The organism is Paenibacillus sp. JNUCC 34, from assembly GCF_058269055.1.
In genome coordinates this window covers 3,169,914-3,195,996 of record NZ_CM177770.1, presented here as the reverse complement: position 1 = coordinate 3,195,996, position 26,083 = coordinate 3,169,914, and the positions used below count along the sequence as shown (strand labels likewise).

At 42.1% G+C, this 26,083-nt stretch carries 23 protein-coding genes and 1 pseudogene; 2 read left to right on the top strand and 22 right to left on the bottom strand.

Going from position 1 to position 26,083, the window contains the following annotated elements; all coding sequences use genetic code 11:
• Positions 1–25: 25 nt before the first annotated feature.
• From AC2TF5_RS14925 to AC2TF5_RS14905, 5 genes are all read right to left on the bottom strand, one after another.
• Entirely contained in the window at positions 26–727 is a 702-nt protein-coding gene (locus tag AC2TF5_RS14925; protein ID WP_491297849.1) for a glycosyltransferase family 2 protein, read from the bottom strand.
• Positions 728–1,438: 711 nt separating this feature from the next.
• Positions 1,439–1,663: a hypothetical protein gene (locus tag AC2TF5_RS14920; protein WP_044876916.1), complete on the bottom strand. Its 225-nt coding sequence runs from the start codon at positions 1,661–1,663 to the stop codon at positions 1,439–1,441.
• 61 nt (positions 1,664–1,724) lie between these two features.
• On the bottom strand, positions 1,725–2,180 hold the full coding sequence (locus AC2TF5_RS14915) for a thioesterase II family protein (protein WP_491302898.1): 456 nt from the start codon (positions 2,178–2,180) through the stop codon (positions 1,725–1,727).
• 294 nt (positions 2,181–2,474) lie between these two features.
• Positions 2,475–3,131, bottom strand: coding sequence for a Type 1 glutamine amidotransferase-like domain-containing protein (locus tag AC2TF5_RS14910; RefSeq protein WP_491297848.1), 657 nt, complete (start codon positions 3,129–3,131; stop codon positions 2,475–2,477).
• Between the two features lie 987 nt (positions 3,132–4,118).
• Positions 4,119–7,421, bottom strand: coding sequence for an endonuclease (locus tag AC2TF5_RS14905; RefSeq protein ID WP_491297847.1), 3,303 nt, complete (start codon positions 7,419–7,421; stop codon positions 4,119–4,121).
• Between the two features lie 255 nt (positions 7,422–7,676).
• On the opposite strand from AC2TF5_RS14905, the gene AC2TF5_RS14900 reads away from it, so the two are divergent.
• Positions 7,677–8,042 (top strand): immunity protein PIM1 family protein, encoded by a 366-nt coding sequence (locus AC2TF5_RS14900; RefSeq protein ID WP_491297846.1) that lies wholly within the window; start codon positions 7,677–7,679, stop codon positions 8,040–8,042.
• Between the two features lie 337 nt (positions 8,043–8,379).
• Here AC2TF5_RS14900 and AC2TF5_RS14895 read toward each other — a convergent pair whose 3' ends face one another.
• A complete protein-coding gene (locus AC2TF5_RS14895) occupies positions 8,380–8,589 on the bottom strand; it encodes a HesB/IscA family protein (RefSeq protein ID WP_491302897.1) in 210 nt (69 codons plus the stop codon).
• 459 nt (positions 8,590–9,048) lie between these two features.
• Here AC2TF5_RS14895 and AC2TF5_RS14890 point away from each other — a divergent pair, with 459 nt between their 5' ends.
• Positions 9,049–9,327 (top strand): helix-turn-helix transcriptional regulator, encoded by a 279-nt coding sequence (locus AC2TF5_RS14890; protein WP_491297845.1) that lies wholly within the window; start codon positions 9,049–9,051, stop codon positions 9,325–9,327.
• Between the two features lie 259 nt (positions 9,328–9,586).
• On the opposite strand, the gene AC2TF5_RS14885 is transcribed toward AC2TF5_RS14890, so the two are convergent.
• From AC2TF5_RS14885 to lgt, 16 genes and pseudogenes are all read right to left on the bottom strand, one after another.
• The gene (locus AC2TF5_RS14885; protein WP_491297844.1) at positions 9,587–10,774 is read right to left on the bottom strand and encodes a macrolide family glycosyltransferase; all 1,188 of its coding nucleotides are present in this window, start codon (positions 10,772–10,774) and stop codon (positions 9,587–9,589) included.
• A gap of 69 nt (positions 10,775–10,843) precedes the next feature.
• Positions 10,844–12,001 (bottom strand): MFS transporter, encoded by a 1,158-nt coding sequence (locus AC2TF5_RS14880; protein ID WP_491297843.1) that lies wholly within the window; start codon positions 11,999–12,001, stop codon positions 10,844–10,846.
• Positions 11,998–12,483 (bottom strand): D-alanyl-D-alanine carboxypeptidase family protein, encoded by a 486-nt coding sequence (locus AC2TF5_RS14875; RefSeq protein ID WP_491297842.1) that lies wholly within the window; start codon positions 12,481–12,483, stop codon positions 11,998–12,000. The genes AC2TF5_RS14880 and AC2TF5_RS14875 overlap by 4 nt, the downstream gene beginning before the upstream one ends.
• Before the next feature lie 170 nt (positions 12,484–12,653).
• Positions 12,654–13,199 carry a VanZ family protein gene (locus tag AC2TF5_RS14870; protein WP_491297841.1) on the bottom strand — a complete coding sequence of 182 codons (546 nt, stop codon included), beginning with the start codon at positions 13,197–13,199 and terminating at the stop codon, positions 12,654–12,656.
• A gap of 26 nt (positions 13,200–13,225) precedes the next feature.
• Complete coding sequence (locus AC2TF5_RS14865; RefSeq protein WP_491297840.1) at positions 13,226–14,572, bottom strand: HAMP domain-containing sensor histidine kinase; 1,347 nt, start codon at positions 14,570–14,572, stop codon at positions 13,226–13,228.
• Positions 14,572–15,234, bottom strand: a complete 663-nt coding sequence (locus AC2TF5_RS14860; protein WP_491297839.1) for a response regulator transcription factor — start codon at positions 15,232–15,234, stop codon at positions 14,572–14,574. The genes AC2TF5_RS14865 and AC2TF5_RS14860 overlap by 1 nt, the downstream gene beginning before the upstream one ends.
• Positions 15,235–15,917: 683 nt before the next feature.
• Positions 15,918–16,049, bottom strand: a pseudogene (locus tag AC2TF5_RS14855) (tyrosine-type recombinase/integrase); the annotation flags it as partial.
• 449 nt (positions 16,050–16,498) lie between these two features.
• On the bottom strand, positions 16,499–18,853 hold the full coding sequence (locus AC2TF5_RS14850) for a M13-type metalloendopeptidase (protein WP_491297838.1): 2,355 nt from the start codon (positions 18,851–18,853) through the stop codon (positions 16,499–16,501).
• A 30-nt stretch (positions 18,854–18,883) separates the two neighbouring features.
• Positions 18,884–19,633 carry an ABC transporter permease gene (locus tag AC2TF5_RS14845; protein WP_491297837.1) on the bottom strand — a complete coding sequence of 250 codons (750 nt, stop codon included), beginning with the start codon at positions 19,631–19,633 and terminating at the stop codon, positions 18,884–18,886.
• A complete protein-coding gene (locus AC2TF5_RS14840) occupies positions 19,630–20,415 on the bottom strand; it encodes an ABC transporter permease (RefSeq protein WP_491297836.1) in 786 nt (261 codons plus the stop codon). Before AC2TF5_RS14840 ends, AC2TF5_RS14845 begins: the two co-directional genes overlap by 4 nt.
• Positions 20,412–21,134 carry an ABC transporter ATP-binding protein gene (locus AC2TF5_RS14835; RefSeq protein WP_491297835.1) on the bottom strand — a complete coding sequence of 241 codons (723 nt, stop codon included), beginning with the start codon at positions 21,132–21,134 and terminating at the stop codon, positions 20,412–20,414. Before AC2TF5_RS14835 ends, AC2TF5_RS14840 begins: the two co-directional genes overlap by 4 nt.
• Positions 21,135–21,217: 83 nt before the next feature.
• Positions 21,218–22,240 (bottom strand): sensor histidine kinase, encoded by a 1,023-nt coding sequence (locus AC2TF5_RS14830; protein WP_491297834.1) that lies wholly within the window; start codon positions 22,238–22,240, stop codon positions 21,218–21,220.
• Positions 22,237–22,914: a response regulator transcription factor gene (locus tag AC2TF5_RS14825; RefSeq protein ID WP_491297832.1), complete on the bottom strand. Its 678-nt coding sequence runs from the start codon at positions 22,912–22,914 to the stop codon at positions 22,237–22,239. The genes AC2TF5_RS14830 and AC2TF5_RS14825 overlap by 4 nt, the downstream gene beginning before the upstream one ends.
• A gap of 328 nt (positions 22,915–23,242) precedes the next feature.
• On the bottom strand, positions 23,243–23,767 hold the full coding sequence (locus AC2TF5_RS14820; RefSeq protein WP_491297830.1) for a CueP family metal-binding protein: 525 nt from the start codon (positions 23,765–23,767) through the stop codon (positions 23,243–23,245).
• A 273-nt stretch (positions 23,768–24,040) separates the two neighbouring features.
• Positions 24,041–24,436: a NusG domain II-containing protein gene (locus tag AC2TF5_RS14815; RefSeq protein ID WP_491297829.1), complete on the bottom strand. Its 396-nt coding sequence runs from the start codon at positions 24,434–24,436 to the stop codon at positions 24,041–24,043.
• Positions 24,437–24,450: 14 nt separating this feature from the next.
• Positions 24,451–25,239: a prolipoprotein diacylglyceryl transferase gene (gene lgt, locus AC2TF5_RS14810; protein ID WP_491297828.1), complete on the bottom strand. Its 789-nt coding sequence runs from the start codon at positions 25,237–25,239 to the stop codon at positions 24,451–24,453.
• Between the last annotated feature and the right edge of the window lie 844 nt (positions 25,240–26,083).

Here is a 26,083-nt window from a genome sequence, read left to right as displayed (position 1 = left end):
CAGGGCCTTTTTTGGTCCTTTAGCGTTATGCTTTCCGATTAGCGAAGGAGCGATAATGCTCGGTCACCGCGACCGACTGGCTTCCTCTCAAGTAAAATCGGTCGTTTACCTTCCAGGTATGAGTATTTTTATTCTTTCTGCGAATGTAAACGTAGTTATATGGGGAAGTGGAGTATATCTTGTGCCCTTTCTTGCCACAACTTCTTAAAAACCGCACGTCTTCCCCAAGGGAGATATCGGCAAACCGCACATCCTTCAGTACGTTGCTCCGGAATAAGATAGTTCCCCCCTGAACAAAATTCACAAATTTATGTCTCTCCTTCGGAGACCGGATAACCAATTTCTTGCTGGCGGCGAGGTAGACCAGACAGGAGTGTTTACCGACAACGGAGCTACGTGTAAGAATGAGAGCCTTGACCTGCTCCTTCAGATAGTTCGGAGCGTAATAATCGTCGTGATCAAACTTGGCAATCAACGTGTGCCTGGCTCTTGCGATGCCGCAATTCAGGCATTGGCCTAACGAGATTCGCTCGGGGACCTGATAAACCGATACGTTCGGAAGTGAACGCGCTTGTTGGCGAAGCGGTCGGATATCGACTGCATCCTTGTTGACGATGATGATTAACTCTTTATACAGATAGCGCTGATTGCGGTAGTTGTTCAAGATGTTTGTGAAAAACTCAGGACGATTCGTGCAGGCAATGATCGAGACGCTAGGTTTGTTCAAAGCTCCCCCCTCCATTCGTATATATCATTTTATGAACTCCAGGGGGGAAACGCTTGGATGAAGACCTATAGATCAGTTCCATTTACCTTCACAAGCTCTGATTTATTGAGCAATTCTGCCCGTTAGCTTAACGATCCAAGAGTATTCTTTTACATACGATAGATCAGCCTTTAATCCATATTGTTGCTTAGCTTCCTCTGTGGTAAGGAATTTTTGTTTATTAGCTAGTAGAGGCTTTACGATATTTAGGTTCAACAATTCTCTAAAGTTCATTTCCGATCTTAGCGCGGGGGATGCCTCATTTATCTGCGTCATAGTAGCTTGTTTGCAAGACCTACAAGATCTCGTTGTTAGTGTACTTAAAGGAATTCTTATGGTTCTTTTAGTTAGTCTTTTTGATTGTTCCATACGTAGCAATTTCCTTTACTTTTTCTAAAAATGCCAATAATTCCTGTATGAGTGTATTCCGAGTCCGCAGTAATGGGTACACTTTTGTGTCATAAAACCACAATGGGGTCACATTTGTGTCATTAGACAATAATTTTCTTTTCTAAAGATGTGTCACATTTCGTAGGCTCCTTTTGTTCTACGAACATTAAAAAATCCCCGTTTGGGGATTGTAATAATTTTTTGCGGTCTTCTCTTCAATACCTTGGTTATAAATGTTCAATATTGTAACAAGATCAATTGTTGTGCTCTCTATCCTTTCAACTATTTATTTTTCTGCTTTGCAACTTGCATACCGCCGATGATAAGCATGATAATCCCAATTACTGCTAGAATAATCCGAACTAAGAATGGACTCAATGAAAACACAGTTTCACCTTGCCAGTGCAATCCGAACAACCTTTCATTCAGCCCCACAATCGCCAATAATGGCTTAAGAAACAAACTCAGCGCTAATAATACTATCCCCCAAATTATATTGCTATTCATTGATTCAAAACCTCTTTTCCAATTAAGATAAATGAAGATTAGTTCACAATAAAACGATCTATCATTGCCTTTCTAGAATTTTATCCGATATTGTCAATGTTTGCTTGATAATATCCACAACAGGTCCATAATTCTCTGTAATAAAAAAGTGTCCACCATCTACCGTATGAAAAGTCGCTGCCCCACCTGCATAATATCTCCACTCGCACATGTCATACATTATAGCACTGTGGTCGTTGCGACCATTAATGATTGTAATATCACAAGCGATCTTATCTTTTTTCTCTTGGTGACAATATGTTTCTGATATCTTAAAATCAGCGCGCAATATCGGTAAGAATAAATCAAGCAACTCTTGATTTTCAATTATTTCATGCGTATTGCCCCCATAACTCATAACCGCATGCAAAAATTGCTCGTCTGGCAATCGATGAATTGAAGTTTGGTTATGCATATTTTGCGGTGCGTTACGTCCGCTAAAAAAAATATGCTGCGGTTTATGAACACCGTTCTCGATTAACTTGTAATACGTTTCAAACGTAAGTATTGAACCAAAGCCGCATAATCAGCGGCTTCTAATGTTACAATGTTTTTGTCATCCGACAATTGATACTAATAACCTTGATAAATGATCAAAGAAAAGAGCGTGTTTTGGAAAAAGATTGATCAAAACACGCTCTTAATATTTTCAGTTGACTCATTTTTTTATAAAAAAGTTTGATTATTTTTTTGTTGCTCCACAATTGTTGGTTTAAAATAGAAGCTTTGCGTAAAGAAATTAATTCAGTTAAGCCATAACCATTCACCACAACTAGAGAGTCTCATCCAATTTCTGAATCTTTGAGTGGGAAATTAAATATACATTGCCTAAAATGTCGATTTTGTCTCCCTTTACACGTACAGCGCAATCTTTGTTCGACACATAAATATTCATTTCCTCCGATAAGGGAGACAGTTCGCCTTGAACCAACGCAATGTTATTTTCAAGATCAAAATGAGACAGGACGGAAAAATCGTCAAGGCCGATTCCGTCGTAAACAGAGCTTATTTCAACTTTATAGCCAAAGTTTTTCGAGCATAACCATTTAGCGGACATGTTGATCGCACCAGCGCTTGCTCCCATCACAATGGCTCTGCTTTTTTTAATCAAATCCGACAATTCATATTCCATCAAAAACTCATTTTGTTTAATAGTATTTCCACCCAACAAGAAAATGACTGAAGCATTTTGAATTAACGTTTGGGCATCTTCCTTCTGTACGCGATAGTTAATTAAATGATATTCATCAAACATGATGCCGGCCTGGTCAAGCCACGAGCGTTCTGTAGCACCATCATCTTCATATAAAAATGGATTCGAGCTAATCATAGCAAGCGATTTTCTATCAGCTATATCCTCCTGTAACACCCTGACCAGATTCTCTGGAAAAAAATTGTTAAACCAACCTAAATAATAGTGAGTTTTCATAAGTACCCCCGTAGCAAAGTGTAAATAACATTAATTCCCTGCGTTACTCATTCTGTTTTCTTGTCACAACATAATACTCTCAATATATCAAATGTTTACGGAAAATTGACTGTCAATTGAAGGACCTTTCAAGTATTTAAAAGGGATAAATGGTTCTAAGACTCTTTCGAAGGATTTATATGAGATAATGATATCTAAATAGATAATAATAACCACAAAAGCAACATCACTTAAGATGTTGCTTTTACTTTTTGCTGTAACTTGATTATGTTAACTTTTCAAACTCGTGTTTCAGCCATATTTGATTTTGTTCTACAATGTACTGCTCAGCATTAATTAGCAATGCTATGAGTTCGCTTAATGTTCCTATAAATTGAATCATCCAGGGTGATCTTACGTTTATCTAAACGATCATTGTAGTTACTAGAGCTACTATGTTGCAGATAATATGAATAAAGTTGGCTCTGGTTTAAAGTTGTGTGAGAAATACCTGTAGTGGAAAATCAGGCTCACCATCATTGAATCTAATTGGTCTAGGGATGATTTGGCATCATCGATAAGTTCCTGCAATTCGTCCCATTCATCAGTATTGTACGACCTAAGAACCTACTTGACCAAAGTTTGATCTTTTAGTTTCTTCAACTCTCCAATCAAGCTTTCCCTTTCATCACACTCATTAATTTTCTCTATTAGCTTTGTATTGGTATAACACTTCGTCTTTATCCTCTCTTCGAGCAATGACGTCTAGATCAGACCTATAAAGAATATGGTTCGTGCAGCTTTCCTTCTAATCCATTTTGATCTATATTATCATACCTAAATCTTTTATTGACTGGTAAAGAGATTCAAATCGTTAGCCTGAGACAATATTGTATGTAAACACCTTTGTGAAATAAGAAAGTTATCGGCTACAAAGAGGATCAAAAAAACCGGTGCCGAGTGTGCTCGACGCCGGTTTCATTCCAAAACACATTGTTCGCCTAACTTTTACAAACTAACCTTTACCGTGATCGTTTCACTCTTGGTTATACCGGCTGCATTGACCAGTTCCGCCACATATACATAGGTGCCTGCCGCTTTGTCTGTCAGGTTGGTTATCACCTGTTGCGCATTCGAAGCAGATTCTGTCAGCGTTTGCGTGTCAATCAATTGGTTGTTCTCATAAAGCCGATATTCTGAACCTTTTGTTCCCCACCATATATTCATGGATATTTTGAAGTTTCCGTCTCCGTCCCAATTGTCATGCGAGAGGACCGGTTTTCCGGGGGCTGCGTCCGAGACAACAACGACATGTGGCTGTGATTTGGTCATACCCTGGAAGTTTATCAGTTCGCCAACGTAAGTGTACGATCCGTTCTTTTTTTCCGAAATGTCAACGGTTACGGTCTGGGCCGATGGAGAAATGTCCCGCAGGTTAATCGTTCGGATGAGATCCTCGTTTTCGTACAATCTAAACTCCGTACCGTTATTGCCCCACCACATATTCATGGTGATTTTGTAGTTGCCATCCTTAATCCCGGTATCCCAGCCGTTATCGTCCGATAATATTGGCATTCCCGGCACTCCTGTCGCAAACGTTTTGCTGATCTGGAACGTGTAGGTATTCTGTGTGATATTGCCTGCTAAATCTTTGACCTCAAATTTTACCGTATGATTGCCGATCCCAAGGTCTTTGGCCGAAATCGGTTTGCCGTTCTCTATCTCAATCCCGTCTATCCATAACTGCTGCGAGGCGATACCGGATCCGGCATCCATACTGCTCAGCTCAAATTTCAAGGTATCCTGCTCCAAGGCATCCACTACGGGTTGGCCCGACTGGGTCAGCGCGGCTTGCGGAGCGGTTTTGTCCTGCTTCACTTCGATCGATTTGGCAACCTCTTTCGCACCTTTCGGGCCAACCGAGTAATAGCGGATTACGCTGATTCCTTCAGATTCCAATAGAATCGGCTGTGTATAAATGGCTTCCTGTTCTTCATTGAAAATGTATTTCGTCACCAGTCTGTCCTCGGTTTGGCCTTTGCCGGGCACAGCCGTCAATGTTAACGATGTATTGTGGTTTAGCCATCCATGCTCGTTCGGCACCTCGGACAGGGATGCTGTCGTTACGGGTGGTGCTGCGACGGAAGAAAGTGAGATGTCTCTTATTCCTCGGGGCTTCAATTGAAAAGCGCCTTTGAATAAGGCGGAGATCCCTTGCAAATCTACAATTTGTCCTTCAGTGTAAGGAAAATCGGCCAGTTTCATACCGGTTCTGACGTCTACGCGCACATGATTCTTGATCCCTCCGTTAATGGCGTCGAACTCAAAGGAACCTGTCGGAGCCGCAGTGACGATATTTTGGATTTCTGCCCCGCTTATGGAGATCAGTTGGCCTTGGTTCGTATCATTTACAGATTCCACCGGTTTCGGTGCGGGAAGAGAGGATGTCCCGGTTTTTTCGATTGTATCCGGATTCGTAAGCTCCAGTTCCGTATTGTAAAGGGCTAATGGAGCGGTTATTTTGACCGTGTCTCCTTGGTGAAATCCGCTGGCACTTTGGAATACATAAATGCCGCCGGTCTCATCCTGCAAATAGAACGATTGTCCGCCAAAAATCCCCGGTTCGGTCGTAATCGTCCCCTCAACCGTAACCACGGTTCCTTCCGGCTTGGTACGGCTTTCAGCGATAGTGGTTAAAGCGGGCGTTCCGCTTTCCTCCTCCGGGAGCGGCTCGGCGGGTACGTCGGCCAATTTCACCGAGGTTGTCACCAGATTGTTGCTGTTCTGTCTCAAACGCAGATTTGCTGTTCCCGCTGTGCCGGGTTTGATCCGAACAGTCAAATCTTTGTAGGCACGGCCCTGGTTGTTTGCGGTCAAGCTGAAAGGAGTTCCGAAGCCGTAGCTTGCCGGCCAGGAACCGTCGGCATTTTGAGTCTTGGCGCCTTGAGTACCACCTGATGTAAGATAGATTCCCGCGTTAAACCCCGAAACGGTGGAGTTTGCTGGCAGACTTTCAGCCACGACGCGAATTTGAAAGTCAACTGCGTTGGGCAGGGTCTCTTGATGGACAAATTTATAGGTGACTACTGCATTTACCGTAGATGAACCATAAGAGCCAGGCTTAAATGTAGACGGGTCCCACCATTTGTATCCTGCAGCAGGCTGTGACCACGGCTCGGATTGAGGCTCGGTGGATGCTTGCGGGGTTTCAAATAAATGAAGGACTGTTGCTTGGTCGAGCGCTAAATTTGGAACTTGATCCAGCGACCCATAATTCTCTTGCTCCGCCAGCCAGTTCACTAAATTGAGGAGCAGTTCCGCATCATCTTGCTCCTTGAACCCGTCATAGGTCGTTTTTCTCGTGCCGGTTTCTTCCCTGAGGTATTTCGGAGTAGCATCTTCAACAGGGGAAGAATCCCCGATGAATGCTGCTTTGCCCAACCCTAACTTGGAGACCGCCACATAGGGGCCTTCCTCGAACCCTCCGCCGTTATAGACCCCTTGATCTACCGCGTTAGCCCAAGCCTCGTTAGTCTTCGGGAGATACACGATTCCCTTGGCTTTCTTGGGATCGGTTATGGCCAGCGTGGAACCGGCATGCATTGCTACCCTGGATACCCCTGCGGTGATGCCAAGCGCCTGGTCTGAAGGAACGATTACGTTAGCCGTTATATCTCCCAAGGCATTATAGCGGAACCGGACCCCGAAATTGTCTGAAAGCCAGTCGGAACTGCAAACACCCTGCATGGCAGCAGAGCCTTTTTCATCCGAGCCCATGCCTTTGGTCGGATCCTCCCATGCACCGCGGCGATAGCCGTTCATTGACTCGGAGCCATCCCAACGGTTTTTGTTGCGGTCAGCATTGTAGTGGTCCCCGATAAAGAAGATACTTCCGCCTCCCTCTACGTATTGCTTCATCGCTGCCTGCTCCGTTTGCTTGAAGGGAATGTTCGGTTCGGCTACCACGAACACCTCGTAATCTTTTAAGTCGTTGTACGTAATGGGCGAAGCTTTGCGAAGCTCTGTTACATCGAAGCCGTCCCCGGCTAAGGCTTGTCCAAAGTCGGAAAAACCGCCGTCTATGACCCAATCGGCCGCTCCCGCCGTCTGTCCGTGTGTATTATCGAACAGCACTTTTTTGCCTGCATGCTCATTGACCACCTTCGCGGCAATGTGAGGTGCGGGATCGCTAGGCCCTTCTGCATGAACGGATGGCAATTCCATTCCTATCCCGAATTGAAGCGTTAGCGCCAGCGATAACGCGATGCCTGACTTCAGCCACTTGGCACCGATTCCAGCCTTTTTTTCCATGATCTTCCTCCCTAATGATAAAGAGTAGTATATTCCCCCTTATTCTGGCATGGGATTATTTGCGGGGAGCCCAGATTATGTAAAAACTATTTTAAATTCTTTTATCCATAAAAAAGCAGCCCGCTTCTATCGAGTTAGGCTGCCTTGTCGATTAGGAGTAGCAAAAACAGCGGATTTGTGGTAGAACGAGGTCAGGACAAAATCGGAAGTTATGGAGCAGATATGTAACTTATTTATTTTGAAGGGAGAAAGGTCATGGTTGCAGATACTTTATTAGAGCAGTTGAAAAAAATAGACTTTTCAAATAAGGATTTTGATAAGGTGTTAGATATGAGGGATTTATCCGTATTTGATAAAGAATGGGTACGTGTTTGGAACGAATTAGAGGCATTAAAAAAGAAAAAAGAACCTTTAGACGGGGAAGAAAATTTTTCAGAAAGTGTGCGTAAAGAAGCATATTTGGAACTCTATAATATGACCCAAAATGAAGAAATCGCTGCTTATGTTTCGGACGATTTTGGTTTAATGTATGACAGTGAAATTTGGGGATATCGTGATGAATGGTTAAGTAAACTAATAAAATGCTATCAAAATGCTCGATTCCCACATGGAAAATTATAAAAAGTTCAATTCCAATTTGTCATTTAAGCGTATATGTTCTTGTCCTCCGACACCTACAATTGTTCATTAGACAGCATATATTGTTGTCGGTTGTCCAGTCCCTGGCTTCTTGTATTGGGGTAAATTATCTAATCGTCTATGAATACAAGTTCTTGTCCATTTCGGCTAACGATATAAGTTCTTGTCTTCAGCACGGGACAAGAATCATCTGATACTAGCAATGATATCATGGATGGATCTCCTTCTCGCTTCTAGTCGCATTTCTTAACGTCTCCACGATAATTGGCCATTCTGAAACTGGCCCCGCATCCATAAGACGCTTTTGAATTGGGATTATTTATGGTAAATCCGCCCAACATTCCGCTTTCTTCGTAATCGATAACGAGTCCTTCAATAAACCGGTATGATCGGCTTGCACTAGTATGCTGAAATCTCCTTGATCCAGTATAATATCTTCATTGTCTTGCTGCCTATCCACAATCAACGTGTACGATAATCCACTGCATCCCCCCTCTTCAACACCAACCCTTAGAAATGCGTTAGGTATGTTTGCGCTTTTGATAATTTCGGTTATTTTTCGTGATGCTGTTTCGGTAGGTAACCCTTCATAACATAATTTTAGTAAATCATAATTAATAGAAGCCCAGCTAGCCCTACAAGCTATTCATGTTCATAGGTAATCCAGTTCATTAGACCGGGAATGAAAGCAGCAAGCGCAGCCCCTTTGGGTGTCAGTTCATACATGATCTGATTCCGTAACTTAAAATGTACACATTCACGTCATTATCAAGGTTTTACAGTGGAGGTCTGCATTGAGACAAAATCAAAATAAAAAAGATGCCTCCATGAATACTCGGAGAGCCATCATAAATTTACTAAAAGAACATGCAGGTATGGATGTTGTGGTCCTTTCCGATCATTTTCCCTGAACGGAATGGCGATTCGCCAACATTTAAATGCCTTGCAAGAAGAAGGGTTGGTTACATACGAAGAAGAGGCTCGTCCGATGGGACGACCAACCAAACTATGGAAATTAACGCCTGTGGCTAATCGCTTTTTTCCAAGCGGATATTCGGATTTATCACTCAGTCTGATCCACTCGATGAAAGAGGCTTTTGGAAGCGAAGGCATGGATAAACTGCTGGCTGTCCGGAATAAAAAAATGCAAAAACAGTATCTGAATTACATTGGCGACACTTCCGTCACCAGAGAAAGGTTGGAGAAACTGGCGGAGATTCGGACCAATGAAGGGTATATGGCTGAGATCAAGCAAGAAGAAGGTTGAACATATTTTATCCGGAGGAAGAAGCTGCGTTTACAGGGTTCAAAAAATGGCTACAAAGAATCAGTCAACGAATCCTAACATCTCGCCATATATTTAATCTAGCATTTTTCATCAGAATACAATAACCCTGTGCTATTTAGTGTACAGGGTTATTTCGTTTTTAATAGGAGTAAGATTTACCTAAACTATAGTTTTTTTAAAGTGTGGTAATTCCAAAACCTCTGGCACTGGAGTCTAGAAATGGTGTCTCTAAAGAGGATTACACTTTAGCAAAATGATTCATAATCATTTCTGCGGCCCGCTTGTAACCGCCGGAATTCCGTAAAGATTCACCGATGAGGTGAGCCTGCTTTTTATAAAGCGGATTGCTCAAAATTTCTGCGCTTAGCGTATGTTTATTTAAAGTGACACCTGCTCCCAACTCCTGCACCCGATTGGCGACAAGAGGCTGGTCCGAAGTTAGTGGAATCATCACCAAAGGGACGTTGTTATAAAGTGCCTCACTCGTACTGTTCATTCCAGCATGTGTAATAAAAACATCCGTATACTGCAGTATATCCAGCTGCGCAATGTATGGCTTGACGATAAAATTGTTAGGAATCCGATCAGCCAGCGGCTCCATACAAGTGTATCTTCCTGAAGATACAACAACATTCACTGGCAAATCTCCAAATGCTTCAAAACAAAGCCGATAGAAATCCAAGTTTTTATTTAAAATGGTGCCCATGGAAATGTACACGGTTTGCGGGTAACGTTCACGAAGCAGCTCGAACGAGAAGGTCGGAGCATCTTGGCGCGGTATGATTGAAGGACCAGTGAAAATAAAACTATCGTCCAGTTTTTCTGCCTGCGGCTGAAAATAACGGCTTGTATATACGAGCTTTAACCGACCTGCATGTGCCGGAATCTCTTCCAGCGCTGGAATCCTCACTTGAAACTCTAGGGCTAACTCACGAGCTATCTTCATCGTGGTCTCATACAGTCCCTCAGTATCTGACTCCTTGTCATTCGAGCTTTGGCCAGCCCCTAAAGGTTCTACGAAAGCAAAGGAGGCGATTGAACACACCGCAGGAATTCCCAGCTTTTCTGCAAGAATAGTCCCTCCCCAGCCCATTAGGGAATCAAAGATCAAATAATCGAATTTTTGATTTTCAATCACTCGAAGCACATTGGGGATCATCCTCCGAATGATCCCGCCTACCATCATATAAATGAACTGATAAGGATGCTTGTACTCCTGCGGTTTCAAAACCGGATCATGAGAGAAGGCATCTTGCGGAAATGGATAGGCAAGTAACTGAGCTCCGGTTTGTTCAATTCGGGAACGGTACTCCTCCGTACACACATAGACAACTTCCTCGCCATTGTCAATCAACTGAGTAACTATTCCTAATGACGGATTCACATGGCCTTCAGCCGGTGTAATGACAACTAACACACGTGCCATCTTTTTTACCTCCCAATGTAATAATTCACCCCGTTCTTCGTGATGGATTTAACGACGATCCGTTATCTGTTACATGGGAAGATTCTCCTTCGCATGGCTTATCGGATGATGTTCTTGATGAACGAGTTCTGTGATTCGTAAGGATGCTAAGAAACTTAACAAAACAAATAATAATTGGAGGGCTAACACCATCAAAACTCCCGTTGATATGCCCCACTGCAATGTTTCGGCCAAGGCGATCAGTGCACCGCTTACACCAATGCTCACTGCCACATAGAAGGAATCTACGAATTGGAGATTGGCGGACATTTTCCCCTCTTTCCCCTGTTCGGCATGTTGTAAAGCAATGGCTGCAGTTGTAGGATTGGCTAATCCAACACCGAACCCTGTAATCATTTGTGAGACCAAGATGAGTGTAACTCCACTGTTTGTCATGAAAAGCGCTAGCATCACAAGTACAGTTCCAGAAATCATGATCCCGATTCCCAATATGACTCTGTGCTTGCGGCCAACACCGCGATCTCGTACATCGAGTCTCGCTTGTAACCACGCGGCAGCGGACCAGCTTAGAGAGCCTGCTGCTACAATCAGGCCAGCAAGGTCTGCCGATAACCCCTTCATTTCGGTTAGTGCAAGGATTACGAAACTCTCCGTTGCAAAATAACAAGCGACATACAGCCCTCTGGAAACCAACGTTGCGGGCAGCCCTTTTTTCACCGAAAAAGTGCCTAGGGGCAGAAGTTTGCGCATTAGCGGAACCATGACGATTAATCCACCAAAAGCGAGTGCCATTCCTTTCCAAACGGTAATCATTCCGAGCCCTGTGAGTAACAGCCCCGTTCCAATGGCAAGTAGAATTGCCTGGATGATCTTCGTATCGGCTGTTTGGGTTGAATCAGTCAAAGCTTGTTTGAGCTGCAAATTACGGAACGTGCGGTATGTTAGACTAATGGCCAATACAAGCAAGGGTAATACAATCCAGAAAACAAATCGCCACGAGACATAGGAGGCAATAAGACCTGCCATATAAGGTCCAATTAAGGAAGGCAGAACAAAGGCCAAGGAGAATGCTGCCAAGATTTGAGTACGAAGAGCATCCGGGTAGTGCAACGTTACACAGGCATACACACATGTGATCAGCGCTCCCGCTCCAAAACCCTGAAGAGCTCTTCCGGCAATAAGCATGTGCATATGAAGAGAAATAGCCGCAACTACGGTACCTATCACAAAAACACTGAAAGAGACAAGGTGGTAGTGGAGAATATCTCTTCTTGTTCCTTGCGCGAACGATATCCGCTGGTAATGATGAAGCCCTTAACACCGTCCTGCTGTGCCGCCGCAAACATCTTGTCCATTGCCTCAAAAACGGTTTCGCAAATCTCAATGTCAGCTTTCGCCAATTGAAAATGCCTGCTCTTCTGGTCGTATAGATTAACAAGACTTTCGGGGCGAAAATCTTTCTGCAGAGGATTCTCAGCGTTTACAAGCAAAATGTCTTCCGATGGTTTGCCTGTATGTGGGGCGTTTGTTGATGGTTTGCTCGTAGACAGTTCGCTCTCAAGGGGCTTGCTCGTCTGCAACTCGCCACTTTGTTGAACTCTGTCAATCGGTTTATTCTCGTTGCGTTCCGAGTCCGTGTGTCTCATCAAAAAAAATGTTGCCACGCACAATATCAGAAGAATCCCTACGATATAAATAAAGCGTTTCAATATTGCAGACTCCTTTATAAAAACAGGTATTTGTGTGTTCCACAGCTGCTATTATGTCAAAACAATCTGTACTCTCTCTGTAGCCAACCTGTAATTTGTCTGTAGCGGCGAGAAATCAAAAAAGACCGACAGTAAGAAACCTGTCGATCAAAGCAATACAAAAAAGATATTCAGAATCTCATTTTTATCATGAATAAATAATAGAATATAACAGGTAATCCTACGATAACAGATAGTACTGTGGATACAGTATATACTTTCTTCTCATCTCGTAATAGAAATAGTAAAAGCTTATACCCCAAAATACCAACCCATCCACCTAAACAATTTAAAATAATATCATCAATATCTGCTGTTCCAATGCCTAAAAGCCCCTGGGTGATTTCAACAAATAAACTTATTATAAATATAAACAACAGATTGATTATTTTATTGTTCTTAAATAATGACAAATATACACCAAGGGGAATGAAAACAAGTATATTGCCAACCACATTAGAAAATGCGAATTTTTTTAAATTAGCAGAGCTACCAGATATGTAATCACTTATGCTATCAAAAGGTATGAGATTGATTGACCTATCTACAGGCCTTTGGCTACTAAATAGCTCCGAAATCGAAACTCTCGATAAGAAAAATATTTTAAGTAACAAAAGTAAGTAACAGATGAAAACAGCATATAAAAAGACTTTTTCTATTCGTTCTCGTTTATTCATAAAAGCTCCTTTTTTTCTATGAATGATTACATCTTTGGTAAGCTCATCCAAAACAGAACGCCGTTCGGAGTGTTTTCCAAAGCAAAATCAACGTTCATGGATTCCAACGTTTTACGGACAATGGCCAGTCCCAAGCCACTTCGTTCGTTTTTCCGGCTCCGCGCCTTATCCACGCGGTAGAACGGGTCAAACAGCTTCGGCAGAACCGTATCGTCAATCCTCACTCCCATGTTCAACACACAAAGGCGGTATTGGTCAGCGACAGACTCGCTCCATATTCGAATCTCGCCGCCGTCCGGCGTGTTCTGCACCGCATTCAATATAACGTTTGAAAACGCCTTTTTCAACATCTTAGGGTCGGCGAGGCAGGTCTGCCCGTCAGGAATATCCGTAACAATATGCTGACCGTTTGCCTCAGACAATGTATGAAAGTCAGTCAGCATGTCGGCAACGGTACGCCTGATGTCCAGTTTTTCAGGAACGGGTACGATTTTCCCGTCGCTCAGACTGACGATCTCCAGTATATCGGAAATCATTTTGCTCTGTGCATCCATCATCTTCATGCATTCGCGCAGGTATTTGGGATGGTCCTTGTAATCGCCTATATTTGCAAGCATTCCCTCCAGCAAGACGCTTGTAGCCGCGACAGGCGTTTTTAACTCGTGGGAAGCCGCAGAGAAAAAATACCGTTGTGTTTCCTCCAATTCGCGCTCCCGCAGGATTTCGTCCTCTAATTGGGAGATGGTTTTTTTCAGCCTGTCGTACATGGAATGAACGTCGCGGGCTAATATGCCAAGCTCATCTTTACGCTCCGGCAGGGGCGGGACATCTTCGAGATTCGCCATCTTAGTTGTATTATCCGCCAAAGTTTTGATTGGTTTCGTCATCTGCCGGGCAAAGACAAACGCGCTTATGACGCAGACGGCAAGCATGGCAGACAACATAACAAGCACACGCGCAATCAAGTTACCGTATTTTAATGAAAAAACGTCGTCGTCGAAGACGTGGAGTACATAGCCATTGCCAATATAAACTATGAACGCAGATGTTTCGCTATCGGCGTTCATGCCGACCAAACTGCTGGATGTATCAGCGTCAGGAGTCACATAAACGATGTTGCCGCCTTTGTCTGTAATATAGAACCGAAAAGTCTGGTTCCTATCATGAAATTGATTGGCTATCTCAGTAATATCGACATTCCCTTTTGACTGGTCGATTAATTGCTTATATGTGTTGCTGATTTTTTGGAGTTGGAGGCCCGAGTAATAGGACATAATCTGCGACGAAAAGAGGGCTGCCGTCGCGCCGACCAACAATGTCGAGAAAATGATTGTGTAAATGAACACTTTGATGAATATTCCGCTTCTCTTCATTACGTTTCTTCCTCCAAGCGGTAACCTACACCTCGAGCCGTCTTGATGATATTCTCAGGCAGCTTCGCCCGCAGGTTTTTAATATGGGTGTGCACGGTGCTGCCGTCGCCGTCAAAATCATAGCCCCACAAGCGAGATAAGATGATTTCATGAGATAACGTCCTGCCCCTGTTCTGAACCAATAGCATAAGGATTTCAAATTCTTTGAGTGTCAAGGGCAGTTCCACGCCGCCGTAAACGGCTTTGAAATCCTCCGGCAGAAGCTTCAGCTTGCTGTAGCGGATTTCTTTTGCCAACGCGCCGCTTCGCCGGAGCAAGGCTTCCACACGTTTCAACAGAAGCTGAATCTTGAATGGCTTTGTCACATAATCATCCGCTTCTGCGTCAAACGCCTCGATTTGGTTTTCGTCGTCTGAAAGGGCGGTCATCATCAGTATAGGTGTATTATTTAGCTTGCGAAACTCCCGTAAAAGCTTATGGCCGCTCATACCGGGCAGCATGATGTCGAGAATGACAAGCTGGTAAATATTATTATAAAATTTTTTATGCGCTTCGTTACCCTCTATGCAGGCATCTACTCTATATCCAGCTTCGCATAAAAAGGTTTTGACGGTATTACATATATGCTCGTCATCCTCGACAAGCAGAATTTGTATGTCCATAAATATCCCTCCTGAAAAAAGATAGCATAGTAATCTGTAGTTTGACTGTAGATTTAAGATAGATTTTTTTCCGTTCCAATTTCAATCGTCCATCATGTAGCTTCGTTATTACTATCGTCCACCTGTTAGATCACATTAAACTAATTCACCTCCAATAGTTGCAATAGCCTGCCCGTTAGCTTAACGATCCAAGAGTATTCTTTTACATACGATAGATCAGCCTTTAATCCATATTGTTGCTTAGCTTCCTCTGCGGTAAGGAATTCTTGTTTACTAGCTAGTAGAGGCTTTACGATATGTGCTTAAAGGAATTCTCATGGTTTTTTCAGATAGTCTCTTTGATTGTTCCATACGTAGCAATTTCCTTTACTTTTTCTGAAACTGCCCATAATTTCTGTATGACAAAAATTCCGAGTCCGCAGTAATGGGTACACTTTTGTGTCAAAAAAACTACAATGGGGTCACATTTGTGCATTTTTTCATGACACAAATCTTACCTCATTAAAATAAGAAAAGCCCGAGCGATCAGGCTTTAGTGCTTTATGGAATGTGGACACTTTTGTGTCATTAGACATTTTTGTCGGAGGACAAGAATATGTACCGTTAAAGGACAAGAACTTGTACCCTTTGCCGCCCTTTTCGACTTTTTTTCCTTGTTTTAATGAAATTGCATGGAAACATAGTTAAAGGGTATAAATCTTTGTAGTTTGAATTGATGAATGCCCTAATTGATTCTTCAAACGTGGTACATCATTGTTCTCTAAATGATAGCGAGTTGCAAATGAGTGCCTCAAGGAATGCACCGTTAACGCCGGTGTGTCTATTTCAATCACTACTGCTGTGTCTCTCATCATAATAAAAGTATATAGTACACCTGATGCAGCAATAATAAACGCCACAGGAATGGTTATAATTGCCAATGCCAAATGCTTCGTGGATAATTGAAACCCACGTCAAGGTATCGTAGTTAAAGTAGTTCGAATCTGTCCACCAGTATACTCCGAACAAGTAGCTAAGATACCAAGAATAATGAACCCTGCTTGAAGATATCCCATAGAAGCAAGTCCTATATTCAGTATACTTTGCGTTCCTGCTGCCCCTTGTAGACCAGCAGAAGAAGTAAAAGCTGCTCGCAGCCGCTACAAGTGTCTCAATCAAAGTAAAAAAAGCTGGCGCCGGTAGGTTTCCGGAGCCAGCTTTTTCAGCTTCGTTAATTTCATTGTCCCTTAATCGGGGCAAAATAAAAGGCTTATTTATTGCAGGCTTACCAAATGCTTACGCGGTCTTTAGGAGCGACGTACATGGCATCCTTTTCGGTTACTTCGTATGTTTTATAGAACTCTGGGAAGTTGGAAACTGTACGGTTTACGCGTACTTTGTTTGCTGAATGCGGGTCGATTGTCGACCGATACGCAGCCGATTCCTTACTCATGGTCATACGCCAGATCGTTGCATAACCTTCAAAGTAGGCTTTGAAGTCCGGGTTTTCCATTTTGGACAGCACTTGAAGCGATACGGCCATACCGCCAAGGTCGGCGATATTTTCGCCTACTGTCAGCTTGCCGTTATTGTACACGCCAGGAATCACTTCAACATGATCATAGTAGGAAATAACCTGATCGCATTTTTCCTGGAACTTTTTAAAGTCTTCCGGAGTCCACCAGTTGACCGCATTTCCGTTTTCATCGAATTCAGAACCTAAATTATCAAAAGCATGGCTGATTTCATGCGCAATGACCATGCCGATCGCTCCCAAATTCGTTTCATGTTTGGCTTTGATATCATAAAATGGAGCTTGCAGAATGCCCGCAGGGAACACAATTTCGTTATTCAGCGGATTATAATAAGCATTTACCTCATAGGCGCTCATCATCCAGATGCTCTTATCGACAGGTTTTCCAAGCGAAGCGATCCTTTGTTTTTTGGCTTCTTTATTGATTGCCACCATGTTGTCAAACAGCGATCCGCCGTCCGCAAAAGTTTTAATCGAAACATCCTTCAAGGAATCATTCCACTGATCTGGATATCCGATTTTGATCGTCATTTTATCTAGCTTTTTGATGGCTTTGGCTTTGGTTGCTTCAGACAGCCAGTCCAGCGTTTGGATCCGTTCTTTATAAACCTCGATGAACTGCTTAACCATTTGTTCAACGTCTTTCTTGGCCTCTTTCGTGAAATATTTTTCTGCGAATTCCTGGCTGAGATACTGACTCATGACGGCTTGGGTGGTCATAACCGCCATTTCTTCATTTGTCTTTTCGCCTTCAATTCCAAACCGTTGGGCTTCAAATTCATTTGCCAATTTCAGAAAATCTTCCGATAAAGTGCCGCCGGCATTCATCAACAAAGTGGCTTTGGCGTAGGCTTTGAGCTTGTCCAGGTTTTTCTCGTTCAATACTTCCGCGCTTTTATTCAATAATCCAACGTCGGTTACAATCACTTTGTCTGCTTTATCGACTTGGAATTCTTTCATATATTTGCCCATATCGATCGATTTAAAGAGCTGAACGAATTTTTCTTTGGTGTAAGGATTATAGGAAATTTCCACATTTCCCTGAACTTGGGGGTCCATAGTGGATGCAGCGAGTTCTTTTTCGAATGCATACACATCTTCGGCTTGCGCTTTTGCCGTTTTCTCGTCGGTACCGGACAGTACAAACAATTTGGCTAGATAGTTCGTGTACACTTTTTTGGTCTTTTCGTCGTCGGAGACATAGCTGTTTTTGTCAAGGCTCGTGTTAAGGCCAAAGAAATACAGCGCATTGACATTACTGTCCTTCGCGTCGCCTAGCACGGCAAAAGACAACAAAGCGCCTTTCGAGATTTCGTTCTCCATCGTTATGCTGGCAGCAAATAATTCCTTGACGGAGGAAGCCTTGTCCAGAGCGGTTAAATAAGGTGCAATCGGCTTGATTCCTTGCTTGTTGCGGTTTTCTATATCGAGTACCGATTTGTAGAAATCGGCGATTTTTTGCTCTTTAGAGCCTGCTGGGTTTTGTTTTTTTACAAGTTCATCGATGATTGCTTTAATCCGGTCTTCATTGGCTTTTGCCAGCTCTTTAAACGCGCCGTTGGACTTTTCGCCTGCCGGGATCTTGGAGTCGTTCAGCCATTTTTTATTGACGTATTCATAATAATCATCGCGTGGATTCGAGCCTTCAAGGGCCATGACCCGGTTCGTCAGCGTAAGCAGTTGTTCTTTCGTGATATGATCAGAAACGCCAAGTTTGCCGTCCGGATAACCGGTGACCACGCCAGAAGCGATCAGCTTGGCGATTTCATCTTGTGCCCATTTCGGCACGTCGGTAAAGGATGCGGAGGTATTGGCTACGCGCAAATCATTGCCTTTTGGTGCAGGCAGGTCCGAAAACGCGCGGCCGAGCATGATCAAAGCTTCAATTCTGGAAACTTCCTGATCTTCTTTGGCATCTTCTTTGCCGTAACCTTTCAAAATATCTTCTTTTTTGATGCCCGGATTGTAGTCATCTGCGGCATTCAGCAAAAACTCTACAACTTCTCCCCGTGTTAGGTTCGGTTTGGCTTCTTGTGCCAGCACGGATGTAGGCAACGCGGTCAGGAACAATGATGAGGACAATAATAATGCTGCAATTTTTTTCAAGTCGTCTCCCCCTAATGATGAAACCTAAAGTTAGGCATCTCGTTTACGGTAAAATACAATAGCTACTGTAATAAAGATCAGTGTCCATAACATTAAAATACCTGTCCCTTGCATTGGTGTAAGGATATTTATTTCATTAGAGGAAGGCGGCATATACATATAATATCCTGCCGTATTCGGAAAATAATTAGGTAGAAAATCTCTCGACAATGGACTGACAATGAAATAATAACCAAGAAGTATTACTAAGGCAGGAGTGGTTCGTCTCAGTAAAGCACCTATAGCTGCACTGAGAAGTGTGGTTAATGTTAGATAGCCTGCTGCACCTGCTAATGTTTTTATCATGGTGTCTATTTCAAACCCTACTGCTGTGTCTCTCATCATAATAAAAGTATATAGTACACCTGATGCAGCAATAATAAATGCCACAGGAATGGTTATAATCGCCAATACCAAATGCTTCGTGGATAATTGAAACCCACGCCAAGGTATCGTAGTTAAAGTAGTTCGAATCTGTCCACCAGTATACTCCGAACAAGTAGCTAAGATACCAAGAATAATGAACCCTGCTTGAAGATATCCCATAGAAGCAAGTCCTATATTCAGTATACTTTGCGTTCCTGCTGCCCCTTGTAGACCAACAGAAGTAAAAGCTGCGGTTAAAACTAAATTAAGAATGAATGTACCAACAAGAGTGAGCCATATCAATGGTAATGTAACTAATTTATCCAGTTCAGCACCAAGGATTTGTGTTATCTTTCTACCAGATGAGACATTCATGATGCAACGTCCCTCCTATGGAATACAATAGCTGCAACAATGAAAAAAACGGCTACCCAAGCAAACATGACTAAACCGCCTGTGAACGGGGTGTGAAATCTATCGAATAAACTGCCTGTGGACGGAGTGTGAAATTTGTCGCTAGTAAACATAAACATTTCAAGGCCAGCCCGATCTGGTAAGTAGAACGCCAACTTTGTAATCTTAGAAAGCAGGACACTAAATGATACAACGGATGAATTTATCATGAGCACAGCAAGCGGGATGATGCCATTCTTAGTTAGCAAAGTAATCCCAAGTGCTAAAAGAGCGGTGAATGTCCAGTAACAAACTGCACCGATCAGTCTAGACCATTCAAATGCAGGGGCATATTCACCAAGAATTAGATTTGTTGCTGACGCAGTTGTCATAATAGCAACCATACAAAGCAGTATGCTGATCACTGTCACAGCGCCTGCTTTTGCCAGCAAAAAATGAAGCCGGGATGAAACAACAGTTAAACTTGTTGTAATCTGTTGCCCTCCACCAGATTCACTGCTCTCTGTCAAATACTCACTGCTGACAGCAACCACACCAAGAATAATGACACCTTGAACACCAAAACTTAATCCCGAATAGCCAATTTCCGATAGCCGTGTGCTAACTCCAGCTATAATATCTTCTTTTTCTACTATACTGTCGAAGGCAGCAATGACCGCTGGGGCAAATGCTCCAATAAGAAAGGCAAGCCAAATGCCAGGCAGGGAGAACAATTTAGATAGTTCCGCGTTGAATGCTCTCATACAACATCACCTGCATGTTCAGATGTCAGGGCAAAAAAGGCTTCCTCCAGCGTAGAATGGTTACCTATTATTTCTTCCAATGTTCCATCTGCAACGATTTTTCCATGATTAATAATCACCACATCATCAACCGTCTCTGCAAGCTCTCCCATGAGATGACTGGATAGCAACACCGTGTTACCAGACGCAGCACGTTCACGTAAAAATGTCCGAATAAAGCGGATTCCTTGTGGGTCTAGCCCGTTAACGGGTTCATCTAAAACCAATATTTTTGGATCACCAAGTAGTGCAGCTGCCATTCCAAGTCTTCTCCCCATGCCAAGGGAATAATTCCCGACCCTTTTCCCAGCTGCATTAGTAAGACCTGCTATTTCCAGAACTTCCTCGACACGTGAGCGAGACAATCCTGCGGCACGAGCAATCCAACGCAAGTGTGCCCGTCCTGTTCGCATACGATGAGCTCCAAATCCATCAAGTGCAGCACCTATTGTTGCTAGAGGATTATGTAATTCTGCGAATGGCTTTCCATTAATTAGTGCACTCCCTGAGGTAGCACGATCTAATCCAAGCAGGATGCGAAGTGTAGAACTTTTACCTGCCCCATTTGGACCTAAAAAACCAGTTACTCTGCCTGGTCTAGCTTTAAAACTGATACCTGATAAGATTTCTTGAGTTCCGCGATGTTTGACTAAGTTATTAATTGTAAGCAACCATAACACTTCCTTTCTGTTATGGTTCTAATTATAAAGAAGCAAAGTTACATCTCGGTTATCATGCTGTTTACTTCTGGGTTAACTTTAGGTTAAGCTCTACCAATAGCTACTCTTGTGCCATATTCATTTGATGTAAAGTCAGCTTTCAGCTTCATTTTTTTCAACATATAATTTGAAGCCGATAAACCAATCCCCGCCCCACGCTCATAGGAAGAGTTATCCATACCTGGACCTCTGTCTGCAACAATGATCTGTTCTTTTTCTACATCAACCACAATGTTTGCATATTTCCCCTCTGCTGCATGACGAAGAATATTCTGAAATAAATTATCCAGAACTCGTGTCATCCATTTAGGATCTGCCTCCCAATAAAAAGTCTCCTCTGACGGTAAATCAACATCGAGTTGAATTTCTTTTTCTTCAAATACAGGATACCACGCAGCAACAGATGCTCTTACTAAACGTCCAATATCTGTTGATGTAGGCTCAAAAGGATGTTTCCCTGATGTAAGCAATGTATAGGAAAGTAAATCATCCATTAGATCTCCGACTCTTGTAATCGTATGGTTCATCTCTGTTAATGAGTTTTGTCCTTCTAAACTTATTGATTCTTTATTTAATCTGGTGATATGCCCTCTCAAAATGGTAAGTGGCGTTCGTAAGTCGTGAGATAAATTCGCAATGAGTCGATGTCGTAATAATTCCTCTTCATATTCTCGCTTGCGGCTGTCTTCAAGCTGCTGAATCATCCAATTAAAAGAACTTCCTAACTGGTCTATTTCATCCATACGATCCGTTTGAACAGATATTGGTTTAGGAAGTGAGTTGTTATTAGCTGAAAATGACATGACTTCCTGTAAGCGGGTGAGACGTTTACGAAGTCTCAAGAAGAAAATCCAAGATATTACAACAAAAGCGACAATAATAAAACCAAACAAAAGTACTATAATGTAAAATAGATTTAACGTATTCAGATCTTCTCTATTGATAGAATCTCCATTGATAGAAAACCCAACGAATGCAAAGAAGAAAATAAGCACAATTGGAGGAAAAAAGATAAATAGAAAATGTCCTTTTAGAAAACGACGAAATAATGATCTAGTCTGTTTCATAGTTTCACCCGATAGCCTATTCCCTTCAACGTTTCAATAATCTCTGGGGAATCTGGATTACGTTCCAACTTTTGACGCAGTCGACGGATATGCACCATTAATGTTTTATCACCAGTTATATAAGCTTCTTCCCAAATTGCTTCATAAATTTGTTCTTTTGGTAAAACTTGATTAGGGTGGCGTAAGAAATACATTAAAATTTGATGTTGTTTCCCTGTCAATATAATTTCTTCTCCTGTGCGTTTGTCAAATACCATTTTGACTTCTGGATCTACTTCAATATGATTTCCTAATGAAATGCGTTCGGAATGTGTTCCACCACTTCGACGGATTAATACTTCTAATCTTGCAACTAATTCATCCGTATGGAATGGTTTCGTTAAATAGTCATCAGCAAATTGTAAACCATCTACCTTATCATCTATCGATGTTCGAGCAGATAACAGCAAAATAGGAACAGCAGGAGCTGCCTTTTTTAATCGTTTTCCCACAGTAAATCCGTCTAAACCGGGTAACATGATATCCAAAATAACTATTTCATGCTGATTTACTTCTTTTTCCGCTCCTTCACCAGAAAGCAGCCACTGAACTGAAAATCCTCGCTGTTCCAATTCTTCTTTTACCCAACTGCCTATTTTCTCATTATCCTCAATATATAATACGTTTGTTTTCAAGTAACATCCCTCTCTCTAAATTGAGTTCACTATTAGACAGATTAACACAATCTAAAAAATAGTTTCCAGTTAAGAACATTTATTATGTTGGATCTCTGTTTTAGTACCATTTGAAACATAATTGCCGATAACTCGATGAGCCCTCAAGATACAGTTTGACGGCTTTCACTTTAAAATCCTCTGTATACGATTGAAATACTTGCCCCTTTTTAGCCATAAAAATATCCCCTCCAAGTTCACTCGTTCCTCATGATAACATAAGGCTTTTTTCGAGTGTCTACTTTTAGGGGATAATACCAACGATCAGGCTTTAGTGTTTTATGGAATGTTATGTTAGTTGCATAGTTGTGATACAAGTATTGTCATCTTTAAAAGTATCGATTTCAGATTCTACTGATTTGCCATCATACTCAATTTTCACTTGATATGTCCGATCTCGCGGTAACCATAGATCAATAAAACCATTCTCTAAAGAAGTAATCGTTTCATCCATCACTACAGTACCTTCTTCATCCTGAATAAGCACATCGAAGTTTTTCTCTGCTAATTCCCCTTGGCACCCCGTTAAATTGTGGATAGCACATTCATGTGTGTTTTCAATAAACGGTGCAATCGAAACAAAAAACTCGTCCTCTGGAAGGCCAAAAGAAGTCTTTTTACCATTATCAGTCACAATGAGTTCATGTGATGTAATAGATGCAGTTACATTCTCAAAGGTACCAACACTATACGCATGAACTTTTTCTTTAATATCCTGTGTCCCCGCTTCATTCGATGAACTATTATTGTTGTTACAAGCTACTGCCACCAGACTTAGTAATAATCCCGAAACTATGAGCAAACCCTTTTTCATACATTATTCCACTCCCGTTTTCTTCTCATATTGAAAGGTCAACTATTTTGATTGTATCACATATACACTCCTTCATAATTATGCGATACAGAACTTATGACTTATTAATGAAACTCCAAGAGAATCTTCTAATTTGATGTGCACAAATTGTTGAAGATTCCACAAATCTCATTCACTGATGGTTTTTTATATTCTAATTACAATAACCGTCAATACTAATGAATCCTATCCAATACACTGACTTTTTCAATTGAAAGCTCCTTTATTTCTAACTTATGATACTATTGCGTCCAACTCATCATCACTTGGCTCACCGCCAACAATGGTGATGTGCATCCGCAAAGGTAAACAGATAATTTCTTCATTGGACTTTGTAATATGTCCGAACGTAAAACATATTTTCTCGGGACAATCAGACTCCACAACTTCGATTCCGAAATCCCGAACTCGAAGCAGATCATAGCCACGTTTCGTGCGAATCTTTATCATTTGCGTCTCTTGTGTGAGTTTAACGGTTTGATAGATTTCACCATTAACTTTGATCTGTGCATAAGTCTCACCACGTGGAATCTCTTCAGGTGACTTTTGAAAAGCGTAAAACCCATGAATCGCCACTGCGACCACCAGTAATACGGCAATTACGATGTAATCTCCCTTTTTGAATTTCATGGTGTTCAACTTCATCACATCTCTTTAAGTTGATTCTCTCTCCACTTCTTATTGACGAAGCCATAGACCATGAAGATCACACTAATCACAATAATAGCAATGCTTGTCCACTGAGCAGCTGTCCATCGGAGTGCATATCCAGGGGTGTCCCCTCGTAAGAACTCCAAAAAGAATCGCCCTGTGTTGTATAGAATGTTATAAGAAAGGAAGATGAAACCTTTCGGCCACTTCACATTTTTCAGTCCGATCAGAATCGCAAATACAATCATGTTCAACTGCATTTCAAACAGTTCAGCCGGCCACAACGGTTGTGAACCAAATGTGTCGTAAGCCAATGTCCCTTCGGGATAGACCAAACCAAAACCTAAATTCGTTGGAGCGCCAAAGGCATCCCCATTTAAGAAACAAGCGATTCTCCCTATGGCTTGCCCTAAAATGATGGCAGGAGCCAATACGTCCGCAAACTCCCAAAACGATAACTTATGAATCCGCGTGTAGATCAGACCCGTTACAAATCCACCTACCAAACCACCTTGAATAGAGAGTCCTCCATTCCAAATTTGAAAGATTTCTAATGGATGTTTGAAATAGTAAGCGGATTGGAAAAATAACACTTCCCATAGACGTGCACCAATAATTGCGCCAATAATTACATATAACAGCAGATCAAAGACATGTTTTCGGTATTTCGTACCTTTGGCCAAGTAATAGGCAACGAATGCCGATAAAATAATCGCAATGGCTACGAAGAGCCCGTATGATCGAACGGGAAAACTACCAATATGAAATAAAATCACCTGCACGAGACTCGATCCTCCTCTGACCTATGATAACCATCATTATACGAAGAAGTTTTGTTGAAACTGTGAAGATCGAATAAACATTCACAACAAATCCGTAACACCTGAATTCCCTATTTACTTCCATCAATGCTAGATTGCGAATCTGACTAATAGGTCCTTTGACTATAGATACCTCTAAGCTGGAAGTAACGCATCATAGGATGAACCCCGAATAATCAAATCTCGTTGTGGTCGTGCCTCCCCATACATAGGGGTTCCCACGACCTTATCTACATATTTTTGCAATGTGACTTTTTCTGCCGCATAGGTACTGCCTGAATATGAGCCAAGTAGAACAGAAGTCACTCTTTTTTTCTCTTCTCATGAATATATCGAGTCAATCGATAACCGAAATAGATCACCACTCCAACCAGCGCTATCAATAAGCACGTAGATTTGAGCGTTACCAATCCGATGGCTTCTCTGATTTATTCCCCTTCATCATGAAGAATAACATCGGCAGCATCATTAATGGACACATCAGTGCGATTAACCAGTCCATACTTTAAACCCCTTTATGTTGTAGTGTAAGTTCCTATTTACAAACAGGTTTTTCACTAATCTGTATGACCTTTCTCACTCTAGAATCTACCTTGGTTGCGAACAAAACAAATGCCGTCAGCACCTAACGCAAACGGCACTCCACTCCTTAATGGGATGATTTTCGATGACTCCACCTATTCATGAGAGGCATTAGAATCATATGAGAAATCGGGCAAATTAGTAATATTACCATTAGCAGATAATTCGTTGGTTCACCTCGATAAGCGTTCATCAGAATAACAAGAACGACTAGGACGATAGG

Excerpts from the sequence above, each read along its gene's own strand:
- AC2TF5_RS14920 (WP_044876916.1), bottom strand. The coding sequence starts at position 1,663 with ATGAATAGCAATATAATTTGGGGGATAGTATTATTAGCGCTGAGTTTG.
- AC2TF5_RS14910 (WP_491297848.1), bottom strand. The coding sequence starts at position 3,131 with ATGAAAACTCACTATTATTTAGGTTGGTTTAACAATTTTTTTCCAGAG.
- AC2TF5_RS14905 (WP_491297847.1), bottom strand. The coding sequence starts at position 7,421 with ATGGAAAAAAAGGCTGGAATCGGTGCCAAGTGGCTGAAGTCAGGCATC.
- AC2TF5_RS14900 (WP_491297846.1), top strand. The coding sequence starts at position 7,677 with ATGGTTGCAGATACTTTATTAGAGCAGTTGAAAAAAATAGACTTTTCA.
- AC2TF5_RS14890 (WP_491297845.1), top strand. The coding sequence starts at position 9,049 with ATGGGACGACCAACCAAACTATGGAAATTAACGCCTGTGGCTAATCGC.
- AC2TF5_RS14885 (WP_491297844.1), bottom strand. The coding sequence starts at position 10,774 with ATGGCACGTGTGTTAGTTGTCATTACACCGGCTGAAGGCCATGTGAAT.
- AC2TF5_RS14870 (WP_491297841.1), bottom strand. The coding sequence starts at position 13,199 with ATGAATAAACGAGAACGAATAGAAAAAGTCTTTTTATATGCTGTTTTC.
- AC2TF5_RS14865 (WP_491297840.1), bottom strand. The coding sequence starts at position 14,572 with ATGAAGAGAAGCGGAATATTCATCAAAGTGTTCATTTACACAATCATT.
- AC2TF5_RS14860 (WP_491297839.1), bottom strand. The coding sequence starts at position 15,234 with ATGGACATACAAATTCTGCTTGTCGAGGATGACGAGCATATATGTAAT.
- AC2TF5_RS14845 (WP_491297837.1), bottom strand. The coding sequence starts at position 19,633 with ATGAATGTCTCATCTGGTAGAAAGATAACACAAATCCTTGGTGCTGAA.
- AC2TF5_RS14840 (WP_491297836.1), bottom strand. The coding sequence starts at position 20,415 with ATGAGAGCATTCAACGCGGAACTATCTAAATTGTTCTCCCTGCCTGGC.
- AC2TF5_RS14830 (WP_491297834.1), bottom strand. The coding sequence starts at position 22,240 with ATGAAACAGACTAGATCATTATTTCGTCGTTTTCTAAAAGGACATTTT.
- AC2TF5_RS14820 (WP_491297830.1), bottom strand. The coding sequence starts at position 23,767 with ATGAAAAAGGGTTTGCTCATAGTTTCGGGATTATTACTAAGTCTGGTG.
- AC2TF5_RS14815 (WP_491297829.1), bottom strand. The coding sequence starts at position 24,436 with ATGAAATTCAAAAAGGGAGATTACATCGTAATTGCCGTATTACTGGTG.